Source organism: Oceanibaculum indicum P24 (assembly GCF_000299935.1).
In the GTDB taxonomy this organism is placed as follows: Bacteria; Pseudomonadota; Alphaproteobacteria; order Oceanibaculales; family Oceanibaculaceae; genus Oceanibaculum; species Oceanibaculum indicum.
The window spans coordinates 12,738-27,269 of sequence record NZ_AMRL01000035.1 but is presented as its reverse complement, the minus strand read 5'-3'; the positions used below and the strand labels follow the sequence as shown (position 1 = coordinate 27,269).

Genomic DNA, 14,532 nt, shown 5'->3' with positions numbered 1-14,532 from the left:
GCGGGCGGGCCGCCGGCGGCCACCATTATGGATCATATTCCGGTCGTGAATATTCCACCCTTCGGCATGTGCACCAGCCTCGCCAATCCGACTGTCGCGGCGGCCACGACGGCGGCGCTGGGCGTGCTGACGCCGATGCCCTGCGTGCCGGTGGTGCCGGCTCCGTGGGTCCCCGGTGCTCCGACCGTGCTGATCGGCTCCATGCCGGCGCTCGACAATAATTCAAAGGCGATGTGCGCCTGGGCCGGTGTCATCCAGATCACCGTGCCCGGCCAGTTTACGGTGATGGTGCCATGAGAATCCTTCTGTTCCTGCTGATCCTTCTTCTGGCGGCCTGCGCATCGAAGCCGCCGCCGCTGAAGACCAGCCAGCTCTATCTCGCCATCGCGCCGGATGCGAACGGCAACAGCGCCTTCCGGCTGGATGTGGTCCTGACCTCCGACCCGGCGCTGGCCGCCGAGATATTGGCGCTGACGCCTGCCGCCTGGTTCGCCCAGCGCCAGCAGATGGCCGCCCTGCATGCCTCGACGTTGAAGGTGGTCGGGGCGGAACTGGTGCCGGGGCAGGCCTATGGGCCGGTCGCCCTTACCGCGAAGTTCCGGGTTACCAGCGGGCTTGTCGCTGTCGGCTATGACGGGGCGGCGGCCGGCTTCGCCGTGCTGGGGGCCAGCGCGTGGGAGCTGCTGACGCTGAACCGCACCGATTTCGCGCTGTCAGCGGCTGGTGCTGGAAAGTGAGTGGAAAAGCCTATGGTCATACACTCGTATAAGTAGTATTTCTGAATGAATACACCCGTAACTGCACTGGACCTGCCGGCATGAGTGATTCGGCGCGGACCATTCCCCCGCTGCCCCTGAAATGGTGGGAAGGCATGCTGCTCGCCCCGCAGCATATGCAACAGCAGGGGCTGCGGCAGGAGATGCTGGTCGCCTATCAGGCCGGGCTGCTGGCGCCCTGCGCCTGGGGCGTGGTGCGGCTGGAAAGCTCGGCGGATGCCGATGGCGGCATCGTCACGGATGGGAAGATCGCCATCACCGTGCTGGAGGCAATCCTGCCGGACGGCACGGCGGTGTCGCATGGGCCCAACTCGAACGGTGTGGGGTCACCGGTCTCGCTATCACTTGATCTGGCGCCGGTACTGCCGGCGGTGGAGGGGCGCAGCCTGCGCCTCTATCTCACCCTGCCGCACCGCCATGCCGGCGATGTGGCACCGGACAGCGGCGCGCGCTTCGTCCCCGTGGTGCAGCGCGCGGTGCCGGACGAGAATACCGATGCCGATCCCATCGAGCTGACGCGCCTTGCCCCGGCGCTGGCGCTGTGCGCCGGGCCGCCGCCGGCTGACCGTTCCGTCGGGCTGCCGCTGATGGAGATCGCCTACCGCAACGGGGCCTATCGCATCGCTGCCTATGTGCCGCCCAGCCTGCTCTACCCGTCCGGTGGCACGCTGCAAAGCCTGTGCGCCGGTATCGCCGACAAGGTGCGGCGGCAGGCGGGCGGCCTCACCGCGCTGGCCGGCCTGTCGGCGACCGACTGGCGTGCCGCGCTGGCGGGGGAGGCAGCGGCGGAACTGCGCGGGCTGGCTGCCGGGCTGCCGGGTTTCGAGGCGCTGGTGTTCGGCCCGCCCGCCCATCCCTACCGGCTCTATCTGGGCCTCACCGCGCTGGCCGGCGCGGTCGCTGCCGCCGTGCCAGGTACGCTGCCGCCGCGCTTTCCGGCCTACGACCACATGGACGCACTGCCCTGCTTTCAGGCGGTGGCCGGCTTTATCGAGACGACGCTGGCCGGCCTTGGCGGCGGCTGGCGGGCAGTCCCGTTCGAGACGGGGGCGGAGGGCGGCTTCCGGCTGGATATCCAGCCGGAGTGGCTGGCCGCGGGCCTCGTCATCGGCGTGCTGCCGCCGGAGGGGGCGGATATCGAGACCGCGCACCGCTATATGGGCGCCTGCCTGATCGGCAGCGAATCGCGGCTGCAGGGCTTGCGCAAGCGCCGCGTGCTGGGGGCGGGGCGGCAGCGCCTGCCCGAGCGGGACGCGCTGTCCATCGCCCGCCGGCCCGACATGGCGGTCTATCGCGTGCAGCCGGAAGGAGAGATCGCCGCCGGGGAGGCGCTGGCCATCGGCATTTTCCAGGCTGAGGCGTCGGTGCCGCCGCCCGCCGGCATCGTGCTGTTTCTGCCGCCGGAGAAGACCGGATGAGCGCCGCCGATGCCTTCCTGCTGCACGGCTTCCGCGGCTATTACGACGCGCTGGAAGGCTGGCGCGTGAAGGCGCTGGCCAGTACCAGCCCGGCAAAACGGCCGGAAATTCAGGCCGATCTCGCGGCCCGGCTGGATGCGCTGTCGGTCGAGGCACGGCATCGCGGCGGCGAGAGGCTGGGCGAGGCGCAGGACCGTGCCGCCTATCCGATGGTGGCGCTGGCCGACGAAATCTTCGTCTATCTCGACTGGCCGGAAGGAGAGGGTGGCGGGAGTGACTGGCTCGGCCATCTGTTCGAGCAGCGCTATTGCCGCAGCCATGTGGCGGGGGAGGAGGTGTTCGCCCGCATCGATGCGCTGGAACGCCAGGGCGAAAGTGGCCTCTCCACGGGGCTGGCGCGCCTCTTCCTGCAGGTGCTGGGGCTGGGGTTCGAGGGCCGCTATCGCTGCCAGCCGGATGGGGCGGCGGCGCTGCGGCGCTACCGCCATCTGCTGGCGCGGCTGGCTTTCGCCGGCAGACCGCCGCTTTCCTCGCCGAACGGGCGACTGACACCGGAAGCCTATCAGCACACTCTGGACCCGCCACCGCCCGCTCCGCCAGTTGGACCGATGCGTTGGGCCGGCTGGCTGCTGCTGACACTGGCCGGCCTGTTTGCCCTCTCGGCGCTGGTATGGCTGCTCGCGGTCTGGCCGCTGCTGCGCGCGCTCGCCCTGCTGCCGGGGTGATGACATGCCGGCCCAGCTCCTCGCCTTTCTGAAGGATTTGCCCGGCTGGGCGTGGCTGGTGCTGGGGCTTGTCCTGATGCTGCTGGCGGGGGCGGCGCTCTGGTGGTGGCTGAAGCACCGCAAGCCGCCGGACAGCGCCGCCACCACGACCGGCAAGGCACTGGCGGCGCTGAAGCAGGCGGTGCCGCAGGCCAGCCGGCGGGCGGCCTTGCCCTGGGTCGCGCGGATCGGCCCGGACCTGCCGGGCCTCGCCGGCCTGCCTGGCATGGCGCCCGATTTCGTGGAACCGGCACAGATCGCGAAGGATGGCGTCATGCGCTGGTGGGGCGTGCCGGGCGGCGTGGTCATCGACCTGCCGTTCGCGGTGGAGCCCTTCGAGGCGGCGCTGAAGGCGCTGGTTTCGGCCCGCCCGGACCGGCCGCTGGATGCGGTGCTGCTGACCGTGCCGGCTGCAGCGCTGGAGGCGGACCCCACGCTGGCGACGACTCTGCGCGAGCGGCTGATGACCGCTAGCCGGGAAACGGGGATGCGGCTGCCCGCCTATCTGGTGCTGGACGGGGCGGAAGGACTGGCGGGCTTTACGGAGGTCGCCCAAGCCCTGCCGGAGGCACGCCGCGTGGACATGCTGGGCTGGTCGGTGCCGGTCGGTCCCGACGCGCCCTATGACCCGGCCTGGCCCGGCACGGCGCTGCGCGAGACCGCCATCGCGCTAGGCGATGCGGTGGCGGCGTTGTTCGGCGCGGACGATGCCCTGCCGGACCCGGAGGCCGCCTATCGCCTGCCGGAGCAGGTGAACGCGCTCAGCACTCCCGCTTCGGCGCTGGCCGGTACGGTCTTCGCGGCTGGCGTGGAGCCGGCACCCTATGGGCTGCGCGGCCTCTACCTCGCCGGAACGGTGCAGGGCACCCGCTTCTTCCTGGCCGATCTGTTGCGCCGGAAGATCTTCGCCGAGATCGGGCTGGCCGTGCTCCTGTCCGGCCAGACACCCCGGCAGGGCTGGCAGGTGCAGGCGCTGCGCGCGGCGACCGTCGCGGTCGTGGTGGTCGGGCTGGCCGGGATGATCTGGTCGGCGGTTTCCCTCAGCCGCGCCGCCAATGACATGGCGGGCATCGTTACGCAGTTGCGCGACGACCTGATCCGCATTGATCGGCAGCCGCCGGACCGCGACACGCTGGCCGGCATGGTGCAGCGGCTGGTGGCGGCGCTCGATGCCGCCCGGTCGGACCGGCTGCGCTATGCCTTCCTGCCGGTGTCCTGGTTCGATCCGCTGTCGCCGGCCCTGTCGGATGCCGCGGAGCAGGGCTTCGGGCGGATCGTGCTGGCGGCGATCCGCGCCGGGCTGGAGGCGGAGGCGCTGGCGCTGGCCGATCCCGCGACGCCGCTCTCCGTGCCGAGGCCGGCGTCGGACGCCAAAGGCTTCCCGTCGCTGCAGAACTATCTGGCGGTCTCCGCCTATCTGGACGCGGTAGCGTCGTTCGAGGCGCAGCTGGCGCTCTATGACGGGCTGACCGGAGCGGACCGGGCGCAGAACCTTTCCACCCTGATGAAACAGCTGCTGTCGGTCGATCTCGACCCGGCCATCGTCACCGCGCGGCCACCGCTGATGGTGGGGCTGGCAGCCGCACGGCAGGTGGCAGGGAGTTTCCCGCTGGCGCCCTACCGGCCCGACGTGCGGGTGCGGCTGGATAGGCTGATGAGTACGTTCCTGACGGCGGACTATGCCGGCAACCCGTTGCAGGCGGCGCTGATGCCGGTTGCCGCGGATATGGCGGCGCTCACGGGGGCGGCGCAGACCGGCAAGCTGGCCGCGCTCGACCGGCTGCACAGCGGGCTGGATGTCACGACGGCGCTGGTGTCCTCCGGCAAGGCTGCCTATCTGGCGCTCGACCCGGCCAAGGATGCGGATGCCACGGCGCTGACCGGGCGGATCGCGCAATCGGCGCTGCTGGGCGAGAGCGCGGCCTCCTCGCAACAGGCGCGATGGGTGAAGGCCGCCACTGATGCGCGCGGCGCGCTGACCGTCCTGAAGGCGCCCGGCTACCCGTCCTTCGTGAGTATCGGAAATGCCGTGACGCTCGACCCGGCGCTGGCGGCGCTGGCGACGGCGCTGGATACGCTTTACGCCCAGCCCTTTATGACAGCGGGCGAGGCGCGCAAGCTGCCCGCCAGCCTGACCGGGGGCAGTGCCGCCTTCTGGGACCCGGCCGCGCTGACCGAGGCGAAGAATGCCGCAACATCCTATGCCGGCACGGCGAAGCCGCCGGCGGGGATCGCCCCGCCGCTGTCGTCGGAGGTGGCGGCGCTGACGGCGGTACGTGCCTCCATCGCCATTGAGGACCGGCTGGCCGGGTCGCTCGCCCAGCACAGCCCGGCGGGCAGCACACTTGCGGAATTGCAGACGGAGGCATCGGCCTTCTCCGCCGTCGCCGCCGATCTGGAGGCCGTGCTGACGGCGCTGACCACGGGCCGGCTGCTGCCGCTGCGGCTCGATCTCGGTGCCATCCTGCGCGATCAGGTGGATTCGCTGCTGACCCGTACCGATGCGCTGCAAATGGCGAATGCGGATTATGCGACAGTCGATGGCGACCGCTTTAGCTGGTGGGACGGCAAAAGCGCGTTGGGCTATCGCGGCTTCGGGCTGGACAGCCAGGCGGCGATGCAGGCGCTGCTGACCCGCAACCAGGACTATATCGGCCTGCTGAGCGGCCAGCTTGCCGCGCCAGTGCTGGATTTCCTGGCCAAAGCGGGCAGCGCCCTGCCGCCGGGCGACGCGCAGGCGCTGGAGGCGAAATGGGCGGGGATATCGGCGGCGCTGGCGGCAATGGCCGCGAAGCAGCCCACCGCGACCATTGCGCGGCTGAACGGCTTCGTGCTGGAGACCATGCCGGCGATCACGCTTTCCACCTGCGCCAGCGCCATCACGCCCGCCCTGCTGGCGGCGGCCCCCGCCGATTATTTCGATGCCCGGCGGCTGGCGCTGATGCGCGGCATATCGGACCGTTGTGCGGCGCTGGATCAGAGCGATGTTGCCGCTGGCTATGCCGCGCTTGTGGCGCAGTTCCGCACGCGGGTCGAGGGCAAATACCCCTTCGCGGCGACGGACCGGCTGCAGGAGGCGACGAGCGCCGACCTTCTGGCGCTGCTGCGCGCCTATGATGCGCTGCCGGCCAGTGCGGCTTCGGTACTGCGCGGGCAGGGCGAGGCGGATGCTGCCGGCTTCGTGAGTGCCATCGGGCAGGTGCGGGCGCTATTCCCCGCCTTCGATGGCAGCGCGCCGCCCAGCCTCGGCCTGTTGCTGACGCCGCGCAGCAACCGCGACTATGAGCGCGGCGGCAACCAGCTGATCGACTGGCGCATCGCGGTTGGCGACGACACCCTGTCCGGCGTGCCCGCCGCACCATCGCCGCTGGTGTGGGAGGCAGGGGATAGCATTGCCATCACCCTGCGTTTCGCCGCCAACGGGCCGCTGAGCCCCGCCGCCACCGGGCAGCAGCCGGCGGCCAGCGTGAGCGGCGAGGCGGTGACCTACAGCTTCGGCGGCACCTGGGCAGCCTTCCGCGCCTGGCAGGCACAGCGCGGCACGGCGGCGGATTTTCCGCCCGGCAGTGCGGCGCTGGATAGCAGCTGGCGCTTCGTCATCGCCACGCAGAATGCGCAAGGGGCGGCAGGCGACCCGGTGCGCGTCTTCGCCAGCGTCGTGCCCTTCGCGCCGGCCGACAAGACGCGCGCGCCGCTGGCCCTGCCATCCTTCCCCACCAGCGCGCCGGACATCAGGACGGGAGGCACACAATGAAACAAATCTGGTCGCAGCTGCCGGATATCGACCGGGCGGCATTGCTGCGCCCGATCTCCCGCAAGTCACCCTGCGGGCCGGCGCCGCGCGAGGCTGGCATCAGCGACCCGATCCGCCGGCTGCGCCAACAGGGTCACGGTCATCCGGAAGAGACCGACTGGGCCGGCATCGAGGAAGCCTGCCTAGCCGCTCTGGCCGGACGGACGAAGGATCTGGAGATCGCCGCCTGGCTGACCGAGGCGCTGCTCTACCGGCGCGGGGCGGCGGGGCTGGCGGCGGGGCTGGACCTCATTGGCTGCTATGCCGAGCGTTTCTGGGACAAGGTGCATCCGCTGCCGGAAGAGGGCGATCTCGGCTACCGCGTGGCGCCGCTGGACTGGCTCGACCGGCTGTCGGTGCCGGCACGGCTGATCCCGCTGACAGCACCCGCCGAGCCGGGCGTGCCGCCGCACGGCCTGCATGACTGGGAAATGGCCGGGCATCTGGCGCAGCTTGCCCGCAGCGACCCGAAGCGCCACCAGCGCGAACGCCAGGCCGGCGCGGTCGCGGCGGAGGATATCGAACTTAGCCTGATGCTCACACCGGACGGGTTCCTGCGCACCCAGGCGGCGCTGTTCGCCGCCGCAGCGGCGCGGCTGGCCGACCTGTCGGCGCTGCTGGAGGAGAAGGGGGCGACCAGCTATTCCGGCCTGCCTGCCCTGTCGCGCACCATCGCAGCGTGCCGGCATTTCCTCGATTCCGCCCTGGCCGCCCGGCCCGGCGAAGCGGACGAAGCGGAAGAGGAAGCGCAGGATGTCGAGCCTGCGCACCCGTCGCCCGCGTTGGCGCTGTCCGTGCCGGAGGAGGGCAGCTTCGTCGATATCCGCAACCGCGAGGAGGCCTACCGGCTGCTGGCGCTGGCCGCCGACTATCTGATGCGGGCCGAGCCGCACAGCCCCGCCCCCTATCTGGTGCGCCGCGCCATCGCCTGGGGCGGCATGAGCCTGCCGCAGCTGCTCACCGAACTGCTCGACGGCGATACCGACATCGCCCGGCTGCGGCGGTTATTGGGGCTGCCCTAGGAAACGCACAGACTTGCCGCTCTCTCCAGCCGTCACCCCCGGTCTTGTACCGGGGATCCATGTTCCAGCCTATACTGTGGCGGCGCCGAAGCAGGCTGAGGTCTGGATTCCCGCAACAAGTGCGGGAATGACAGCCGGTGAAGCGGTTGGTTGGTGCCTTGCTTCCGTTTTCTTCCCTTGTCATTGCCGGGCTTGACCCGGCAATCCAGGGGCGGTGCCCTGCCTGGAACGTTACAACCCTTGGCCCCTGGACCCCCGGGCGAAGCCCGGGGGTGACATAGGAGTTGGTCCGGTCTTGCATGCAGGAATTTCACATTAACCAGTTGCCACATCGTTACCTCCGCCCCCTCACCGTCCCTGCGGTTTTGGCCAGTCGGGGCTGCGGAATTCCTGGATTTCCAGAAGGTAGCCGTTGGGGTCGCGCAGGAAGGAGGAATAGACCTTGAATTCCTCGCTGTAGCGCGGCGGCGCCTCGTAGATCACGCCCTTGGCGGTCAGGTACTCGTACCAGCCATCCACATCCGGCGAGACGATGGTCAGCACCACGCCGTTCGGCTGTTTCGCGCGTACTTCGCGGGCGCAGATGCCGACGAAACTGTCCGGCCCGACGCGGTAGAGGCGGCAGGCGCCCTGGTCCAGCACCATCTCCAGCCCCAGAATCTCGCCATAGAAACGGGCGCTTTTCGCAAGGTCCCAGGTGTATAGGAAGGTGACCTGCTGATCGATCGGCGGGCGGTTCATGGCGGCGCTTTTCCCTGTTCGTGTCGCATCTCCCAAAAATTAGCGACTGCTGCCGGATTATGATAGATTCTTTCAATGGAATCAGGGGTGCGGCATAAGACACCCGGCATAATCGTGCAGGACGGGGTTACGGCATAGATGGCGGCGGCCGAGAACATCGAGAAGGGCGCGCCCGGCTCCGAGCAGGAGCTGGACCAGTCGGCCCGCGCCGACGGGCTGAATTTCGACATCCAGATGAACCAGCCGCTGACGCAGTTCGCCCGGCTGGGCACGCCTGCCTATGCCGCCGAATCCAAGCTGGGGGTGGCCGGGCGCTTCTACGCCATGGTGCTGGACCCGGATTATCCGCCGCGCACCAAGGCGCTGCGCGGCCTGCGCGGTGTACGCATGCCCGGCCTGACCTGGCTGGAGGAATGGGCCGTGGTGCCCTGGCCGGCGGCGAATGGGGCACAGCGGCTGATCTGCGTGTTCCGCCGGCCGAACGGCGACCCGCTGATGGACGCGAAATACCTGGCCCCGGCGCCGATGCCGGAACGCCAGGTGGTGACCGATGTGGTGCAGCCGGTGCTGGAAACGCTGCTCGACCTGTTCCGCCTGGGGCTGACGCATGGCGCCATCCGCCCGAACAATCTGTATCGCTGCCGCGATCAGGGCCGCGTCGTGCTGGGCGAATGCCTGTCCGTGCCGCCCGGCGCCGACCAGCCGGACATCTTCGAGCCGCTGGACCGCGCGGCATCCGAGCCGCTGACCCGGGGCGACCCGACGATGAGCGACGATGTCTATGCGCTTGGCATGACGGCGGCCTTCCTGCTGGTCGGCAAGCATCCGACGCCGGAGCTGAACGCCAAGGGGCTGCTGCGCAAGCGCGTCGAAGGGGCAAGCTTCATGCTGCTGTCGGAGCGGCACCGCCTGCCCTACGGCATGCTGGAATTCCTGCGCGGCACGCTGCAGGACGATGCGCGTGACCGCTGGACGCTGATGGATATCGATGCCTGGCTGAAGGATGGCACGGTGCCGCAGACCAAGCTGCATCTGCCGAAGATGGCCGGCTGGCCGATGGAATTCCTGGGCGAGCCGCACACCACGCTGCGCTCGCTGGCCTATACGGTCGCGCGCTCCACGGATATCGAGGGCGCCAAGGAATTCCTGCTCAGCCGCAAGTTCCGCAACTGGATGGCACGCGGCCTGGATGAGGAGCGCATGCTGCCCGCCCTCGACGCGCTGTTCGGGGAGCGTGAGGAAAAGAGCATCGACAAGATGGCCGAGGCGGTCTCCACCGCCTGCATGCAGCTGAACCCGCAGGCGCCGCTGCACTATAAGGGGCTGGCGGTGAACCCCGCCGGCATGGGCACGGCGCTGGCGGCGCGCTATGACGATCCGGATTTCCGCGCCCGCCTGATCGAGATGGTGAAGAGCAATATTCCGCTGCGCTGGCTGGGCGCGCAGGCGGAGGCCGACGGCTATCTCGGCGTTCACAAGCTGCTGACCAAGACGCAGGGGCTGGCGTCACGTACTGGCTGGGGCTTCGGCGTGGAGCGCGCGCTTTACGAGATGCAGCCGATGGCACGCTGCCGCAGCCCGCTGCTGAGCAAGTATCTGGTCTATCGCATTGAGGCGATCCTGCCGGCGCTGGAGGAAGCTGCGGCGGCAGCCAAGGAGCCCTTCCTGCCGGTGGACAAGCATCTGGTGTCCTTCGTCATGTCGCGGCGCCGGGATTTCTCCATCGGCCTGCTCGAAGGGCTGGACGGTGCGGATGAATTCGTGAAGGCGCAGGCGGCGCTGCGCTTCCTGTCCTTCCTGGAGGAAAAGACCGAGAATCCCGATGGCTGGCCGGAGCTGGCCCGCATGCTGGGCGGCATGCTGCAGCCGGGCATCGACCGCATCCTGAGGCCGCGCCGCAAGGCGGAGCTGCAGAAGAAGACCGACAAGGCGATGGAGGAGGGCAAGCTGTCCGCCCTGCAGGAAGTGTTCAAGCAGGGCGGGCTGTTCGAGCAGGATCAGCGCGAATTCAAAGATGCCAGCTTCCGCTGGCGGCTGAACCAGACGCAGATCCTGTCGGCGGAGCATGACGAGAAGCTGCTGGTGCAACGGGCCGGCGAACTGGGCAGCCGTATCGCCTTCTTCATCACCGTCAGCCTGTCCTTCATCAGCGTCGCCGGCATCATGGCGTTCATGCTTATCTGAAGCCGCTTGCGCGGCTTCGGGCATGCTGATCTGACGCCGCTTGTGCGGCTTCGGGCATGCTGACCTGACGCCGCTTGCGCGGTTCCGGAACGGGATCAGACGTTGAAGCGGAAGTGGAAGATGTCGCCGTCCTTCACCAGATATTCCGCGCCCTCGACGCGCAGCTTGCCGGCATCCTTGGCGCCCTGCTCGCCGCCACAGGCGATGAAATCCTCATAGGCGATGGTCTCGGCGCGGATGAAGCCGCGCTCGAAATCGGTATGGATGACACCGGCGGCCTGCGGCGCCTTCGATCCCTTGCGCACGGTCCAGGCGCGGGTTTCCTTCGGGCCGGCAGTGAAGAAGGTCAGCAGCCCCAGCAGCGCATAGCCGGCACGGATGACGCGGGCCAGGCCCGGCTCCTCCAGCCCGATGGTCGCCAGGAACTCCTTGCGCTCCTCCGGGTCGGTGATCTGCGAGATTTCCGCTTCGATGGCGGCGGAGATGACGACGCTGCTCGCGCCTTCGGCCTTCGCCTTCTCGGCGACCTTCTCGGACAGCGCATTGCCGGTCGCGGCATCGTCTTCCGAGACATTGCAGAGATAGAGCACCGGCTTGGAGGTGATGAGCTGCAGCTGCCGCACTGCGTTCTGCTCATTTTCGGCGAACTTCACGGTGCGCGCCGGCAGGCCTTCGCGCAGGGCGGCCAGGATCGGTTCGATGATCTCCAGCTGCGCCTTGGCTTCCTTGTCGCCGCTCTTGGCGCGCTTGGACAGCGGCAGGGCGCGGCGCTCCAGGCTGTCGAGGTCGGCCAGCATCAGCTCGGTCTCGACCGTGTCGGCATCGCGGATCGGATCGACCGAGCCCTCGACATGGGTGATGTCGCCCGATTCGAAGCAGCGCAGCACATGGACGATGGCATCGACCTCGCGGATGTTCGCCAGGAACTGGTTGCCCAGCCCTTCGCCCTTGCTGGCGCCGCGCACCAGGCCGGCAATATCGACGAACTCGATCTGCGTCGGCAGGATCTTCGCCGAGCCGGCCAGCTTTGCGATGGCATCAAGGCGCGGATCCGGCACCGCCACGCGGCCGGTATTCGGCTCGATGGTGCAGAACGGATAGTTCGCGGCCTCGGCGGCGGCGGTCGCGGTCAGCGCGTTGAACAGGGTCGATTTGCCGACATTCGGCAGGCCGACAATGCCACAGTTGAAACCCATCGGTTCTAGTCCTTGGTTTCGGGGGGCGGCACGGTGCCGGCCTCCGGCTTGCTCGGTTTGGGGGGGCTTGGCGGCGGCGGGAAGACGGCGTGGGACACCTTGCTCATGAAGTGCCCCTCGTCACGGTCGGGGCCATCGCCCCGCAGCAGGATATCGATATGGGCGGCAACCGCATCCAGCAGTGCCACCAGCCAGTCCTTCTGCTCGATCTTGGCGAAATCGTTCAGGACCCAGCCCAGCACTTTGTCCTTGTCGCCGGGATGGCCGATGCCAAGGCGGATGCGCCAGTATTCCTTGCCGATGGCGGAATCGATGGAGCGCAGGCCGTTATGGCCGCTATGCCCGCCGCCCAGCTTCACCTTGATCTTGCCGGGCTTCAGGTCCAGCTCGTCATGGACGATGAAGACGTCCTGCGGCTTCAGCTTGAAGAAGCGGGCCGCCTCGCCGACCGAATGGCCGGAATTGTTCATGTAGGTCAGCGGCTTCAGCGCCAGCACCTTGTGGCCGGCGATCAGCCCTTCGGAGGCCAGCCCCTGGAAGCGTGCGCGCCACGGGCCGAAGCCATGGCGGCGGACGATCTCGTCCACCGCCATGAATCCGATATTGTGACGCTGGTTTGCGTGCCCCGGGCCGGGATTGCCGAGGCCGGCCAGAAGCAGCATGGCAATCCGGTCCCGGTTAGGTGATGTACCGGAAGGGGAGGATTAGTCCTCCTCTTCCTCCTCAGCCTCGTCGCCGGCCGCATTCTCTTCGCTCTTCAGCGCCGACGGGGCGGCGATGGTGGCGACAGTGAAATCGCGGTCGGTGATGGTCGGCACCACGCCGTCCGGCAGGGTCACGGCGCTGATGTGGATCGAATCGCCGACATCCCAGCCGGTCAGGTCGATCACCAGCTCTTCCGGGATGGCTTCCGGGCTGCAGAACACCTCGACCTCGTGGCGGACGATGTTCAGCACGCCGCCGCGCTTCAGGCCCGGCGACTTGGTCTCGTTGATGAAGTGCACCGGCACGGCGACCTCGATCCGCGAATTCTTGGAGACGCGCAGGAAGTCCACATGCAGCGCGCGGTCGGTGACCGGGTCCTGCTGCAGCTCGCGCGCCAGCACGCGGTGCGTGTCCTTGCCGACCTTCACCTCGAACAGGTGGTTGAAGAAACCGGGGCGGCGCAGCTGGCGCTCCAGCTCCTTGGCATTGAGGTTGATCATGACCGGGGACTGCTTGTCGCCGTAGATCACGCCGGGTACCAGACCCTGGCGACGGGCTTCACGGGCGGCCCCCTTACCGGCCCGATCGCGCGCCGTCGCGGCGATGGTGATTGCTTCTGCCATCTTGAAACTCCTTAAGTCATGGCAAAGGGGCAGCGCCAACCGCCACCCCTGCTGCCGGCCTCCAAGGGTGCCGGCATGGTCCCGTCAGTGCGGGAAGGCAGCCTTATATACCGATTCGATCGGATAATACTAGAAAGTTTCTACTATCTTCTAACCGTCACCCCCGCACTTGTTGCGGGGGTCCAGGCTTACGCTAGCTGGATCGTTGGTCGAGTTTGCTGACCCCTGGATTCCCGGGACAAGCCCGGGAATGACAACCAAAAGAGTATGTCTTAGTCGAACAGGCTGGAGACCGAGCGTTCCTCGCTGATGCGCTGCATCGCCTCGGCGATCAGCGGCGCGATGGTGAGCTGGCGGATATTGCGGGCAACCCGCATCGCCTCGGTCGCCATGATCGAATCGGTGGTCACCAGGCTGTTCAGCGCGGAGGAGGTGATGCGCGCCACGGCGCCGCCGGACAGCACACCATGCGTCACATAGGCCTCGACCGACTGCGCGCCCTTTTCCATCAGCGCGACCGCGGCGTTGCACAGCGTGCCGCCGGAATCGACGATATCGTCCACCAGGATGCAGTGCCGGCCCTTCACCTCGCCGATGACATGCATGACTTCCGACACGCCGGCGCGCTCACGCCTTTTGTCGATGATGGCGAGGTCGGCGTTCAGCCGCTTGGCGATGGCGCGGGCACGGACCACACCGCCGACATCCGGCGAGACGATGACCAGTTCCTCGCCGTTGAAGCGCTCCTGGATGTCCTTGGTGAACACCGGTGCGGCAAACAGATTGTCGGTCGGGATGTCGAAGAAGCCCTGGATCTGGCCGGCATGCAGGTCCATCGTCAGCACGCGGTCGGCACCGGCGACGGTGATGAGGTTGGCCACCAGCTTCGCCGAGATCGGCGTGCGCGGGCCGGACTTCCGGTCCTGCCGGGCATAACCATAATAAGGTAGCACCGCCGTGACACGCCGGGCGGAGCCGCGCCGCAGCGCGTCCAGCGTCACCAGCAGTTCCATCAGATTGTCGTTGGCGGGGTAGGAGGTGGACTGGATGACGAAAACATCCTCGCCGCGCACATTCTCGTGAATTTCGACGAAGACCTCCATATCGGAGAATCGCTTCACGCTGGCGTTGGTGAGGGGAATGTTCAGGCAGGCGCAAACCGCTTCCGCGAGGGGCCGGTTGCTGTTCCCCGTCAACACTTTCATGGCAGATCGCTCTTTCCGTCGGGACAATCGCTGGAATTAAGGGCCGGCGTGATTGCCCGCCTTGTGCCGGGATGTGTCAGGCGCGCTGCCGCCAGGCGCCCAGGC

At 68.2% G+C, this 14,532-nt stretch carries 12 protein-coding genes; 7 read left to right on the top strand and 5 right to left on the bottom strand.

The genetic code is table 11. The features are described from left to right. The 6 genes from P24_RS17555 to tssA form a co-directional block, all read left to right on the top strand. Positions 1–297 (top strand): DUF4280 domain-containing protein (locus P24_RS17555; RefSeq protein ID WP_008946092.1); only part of this gene is annotated, 297 nt, incomplete at its 5' end. Further along, positions 294–737 carry a hypothetical protein gene (locus P24_RS19525; protein ID WP_008946091.1) on the top strand — a complete coding sequence of 148 codons (444 nt, stop codon included), beginning with the start codon at positions 294–296 and terminating at the stop codon, positions 735–737. The genes P24_RS17555 and P24_RS19525, both read left to right, overlap by 4 nt. An 80-nt stretch (positions 738–817) precedes the next feature. Continuing rightward, positions 818–2,194 (top strand): type VI secretion system baseplate subunit TssK, encoded by a 1,377-nt coding sequence (gene tssK, locus P24_RS17545; protein WP_040708307.1) that lies wholly within the window; start codon positions 818–820, stop codon positions 2,192–2,194. Beyond that, entirely contained in the window at positions 2,191–2,919 is a 729-nt protein-coding gene (locus P24_RS17540) for a DotU family type IV/VI secretion system protein (protein WP_008946089.1), read from the top strand. Before tssK ends, P24_RS17540 begins: the two co-directional genes overlap by 4 nt. A gap of 4 nt (positions 2,920–2,923) precedes the next feature. Beyond that, positions 2,924–6,712, top strand: a complete 3,789-nt coding sequence (locus P24_RS17535; protein WP_008946088.1) for a type VI secretion protein IcmF/TssM N-terminal domain-containing protein — start codon at positions 2,924–2,926, stop codon at positions 6,710–6,712. Further along, the gene (gene tssA / locus P24_RS17530) at positions 6,709–7,773 is read left to right on the top strand and encodes a type VI secretion system protein TssA (protein WP_008946087.1); all 1,065 of its coding nucleotides are present in this window, start codon (positions 6,709–6,711) and stop codon (positions 7,771–7,773) included. Before P24_RS17535 ends, tssA begins: the two co-directional genes overlap by 4 nt. Before the next feature lie 348 nt (positions 7,774–8,121). Here the strand turns inward: tssA and P24_RS17525 are convergent, their stop codons facing one another. After that, positions 8,122–8,514, bottom strand: coding sequence for a VOC family protein (locus tag P24_RS17525; RefSeq protein WP_008946086.1), 393 nt, complete (start codon positions 8,512–8,514; stop codon positions 8,122–8,124). Positions 8,515–8,652: 138 nt separating this feature from the next. Here P24_RS17525 and P24_RS17520 point away from each other — a divergent pair, with 138 nt between their 5' ends. Further along, positions 8,653–10,698, top strand: a complete 2,046-nt coding sequence (locus P24_RS17520; RefSeq protein WP_008946085.1) for a serine/threonine-protein kinase — start codon at positions 8,653–8,655, stop codon at positions 10,696–10,698. Between the two features lie 95 nt (positions 10,699–10,793). Here the strand turns inward: P24_RS17520 and ychF are convergent, their stop codons facing one another. From ychF to P24_RS17500, 4 genes are all read right to left on the bottom strand, one after another. Then, positions 10,794–11,894 (bottom strand): redox-regulated ATPase YchF, encoded by a 1,101-nt coding sequence (gene ychF, locus P24_RS17515; RefSeq protein WP_008946084.1) that lies wholly within the window; start codon positions 11,892–11,894, stop codon positions 10,794–10,796. A gap of 5 nt (positions 11,895–11,899) precedes the next feature. Then, a complete protein-coding gene (gene pth, locus P24_RS17510) occupies positions 11,900–12,556 on the bottom strand; it encodes an aminoacyl-tRNA hydrolase (protein WP_008946083.1) in 657 nt (218 codons plus the stop codon). Positions 12,557–12,598: 42 nt separating this feature from the next. Next, on the bottom strand, positions 12,599–13,222 hold the full coding sequence (locus P24_RS17505) for a 50S ribosomal protein L25/general stress protein Ctc (protein WP_008946082.1): 624 nt from the start codon (positions 13,220–13,222) through the stop codon (positions 12,599–12,601). A 272-nt stretch (positions 13,223–13,494) separates the two neighbouring features. Beyond that, positions 13,495–14,427, bottom strand: coding sequence for a ribose-phosphate pyrophosphokinase (locus tag P24_RS17500; RefSeq protein WP_008946081.1), 933 nt, complete (start codon positions 14,425–14,427; stop codon positions 13,495–13,497). Positions 14,428–14,532: the final 105 nt, after the last annotated feature.

Excerpts from the sequence above, each read along its gene's own strand:
- P24_RS19525 (WP_008946091.1), top strand. The coding sequence starts at position 294 with ATGAGAATCCTTCTGTTCCTGCTGATCCTTCTTCTGGCGGCCTGCGCA.
- tssK (WP_040708307.1), top strand. The coding sequence starts at position 818 with ATGAGTGATTCGGCGCGGACCATTCCCCCGCTGCCCCTGAAATGGTGG.
- P24_RS17540 (WP_008946089.1), top strand. The coding sequence starts at position 2,191 with ATGAGCGCCGCCGATGCCTTCCTGCTGCACGGCTTCCGCGGCTATTAC.
- P24_RS17535 (WP_008946088.1), top strand. The coding sequence starts at position 2,924 with ATGCCGGCCCAGCTCCTCGCCTTTCTGAAGGATTTGCCCGGCTGGGCG.
- tssA (WP_008946087.1), top strand. The coding sequence starts at position 6,709 with ATGAAACAAATCTGGTCGCAGCTGCCGGATATCGACCGGGCGGCATTG.
- P24_RS17525 (WP_008946086.1), bottom strand. The coding sequence starts at position 8,514 with ATGAACCGCCCGCCGATCGATCAGCAGGTCACCTTCCTATACACCTGG.
- P24_RS17520 (WP_008946085.1), top strand. The coding sequence starts at position 8,653 with ATGGCGGCGGCCGAGAACATCGAGAAGGGCGCGCCCGGCTCCGAGCAG.
- ychF (WP_008946084.1), bottom strand. The coding sequence starts at position 11,894 with ATGGGTTTCAACTGTGGCATTGTCGGCCTGCCGAATGTCGGCAAATCG.
- pth (WP_008946083.1), bottom strand. The coding sequence starts at position 12,556 with ATGCTGCTTCTGGCCGGCCTCGGCAATCCCGGCCCGGGGCACGCAAAC.
- P24_RS17505 (WP_008946082.1), bottom strand. The coding sequence starts at position 13,222 with ATGGCAGAAGCAATCACCATCGCCGCGACGGCGCGCGATCGGGCCGGT.
- P24_RS17500 (WP_008946081.1), bottom strand. The coding sequence starts at position 14,427 with ATGAAAGTGTTGACGGGGAACAGCAACCGGCCCCTCGCGGAAGCGGTT.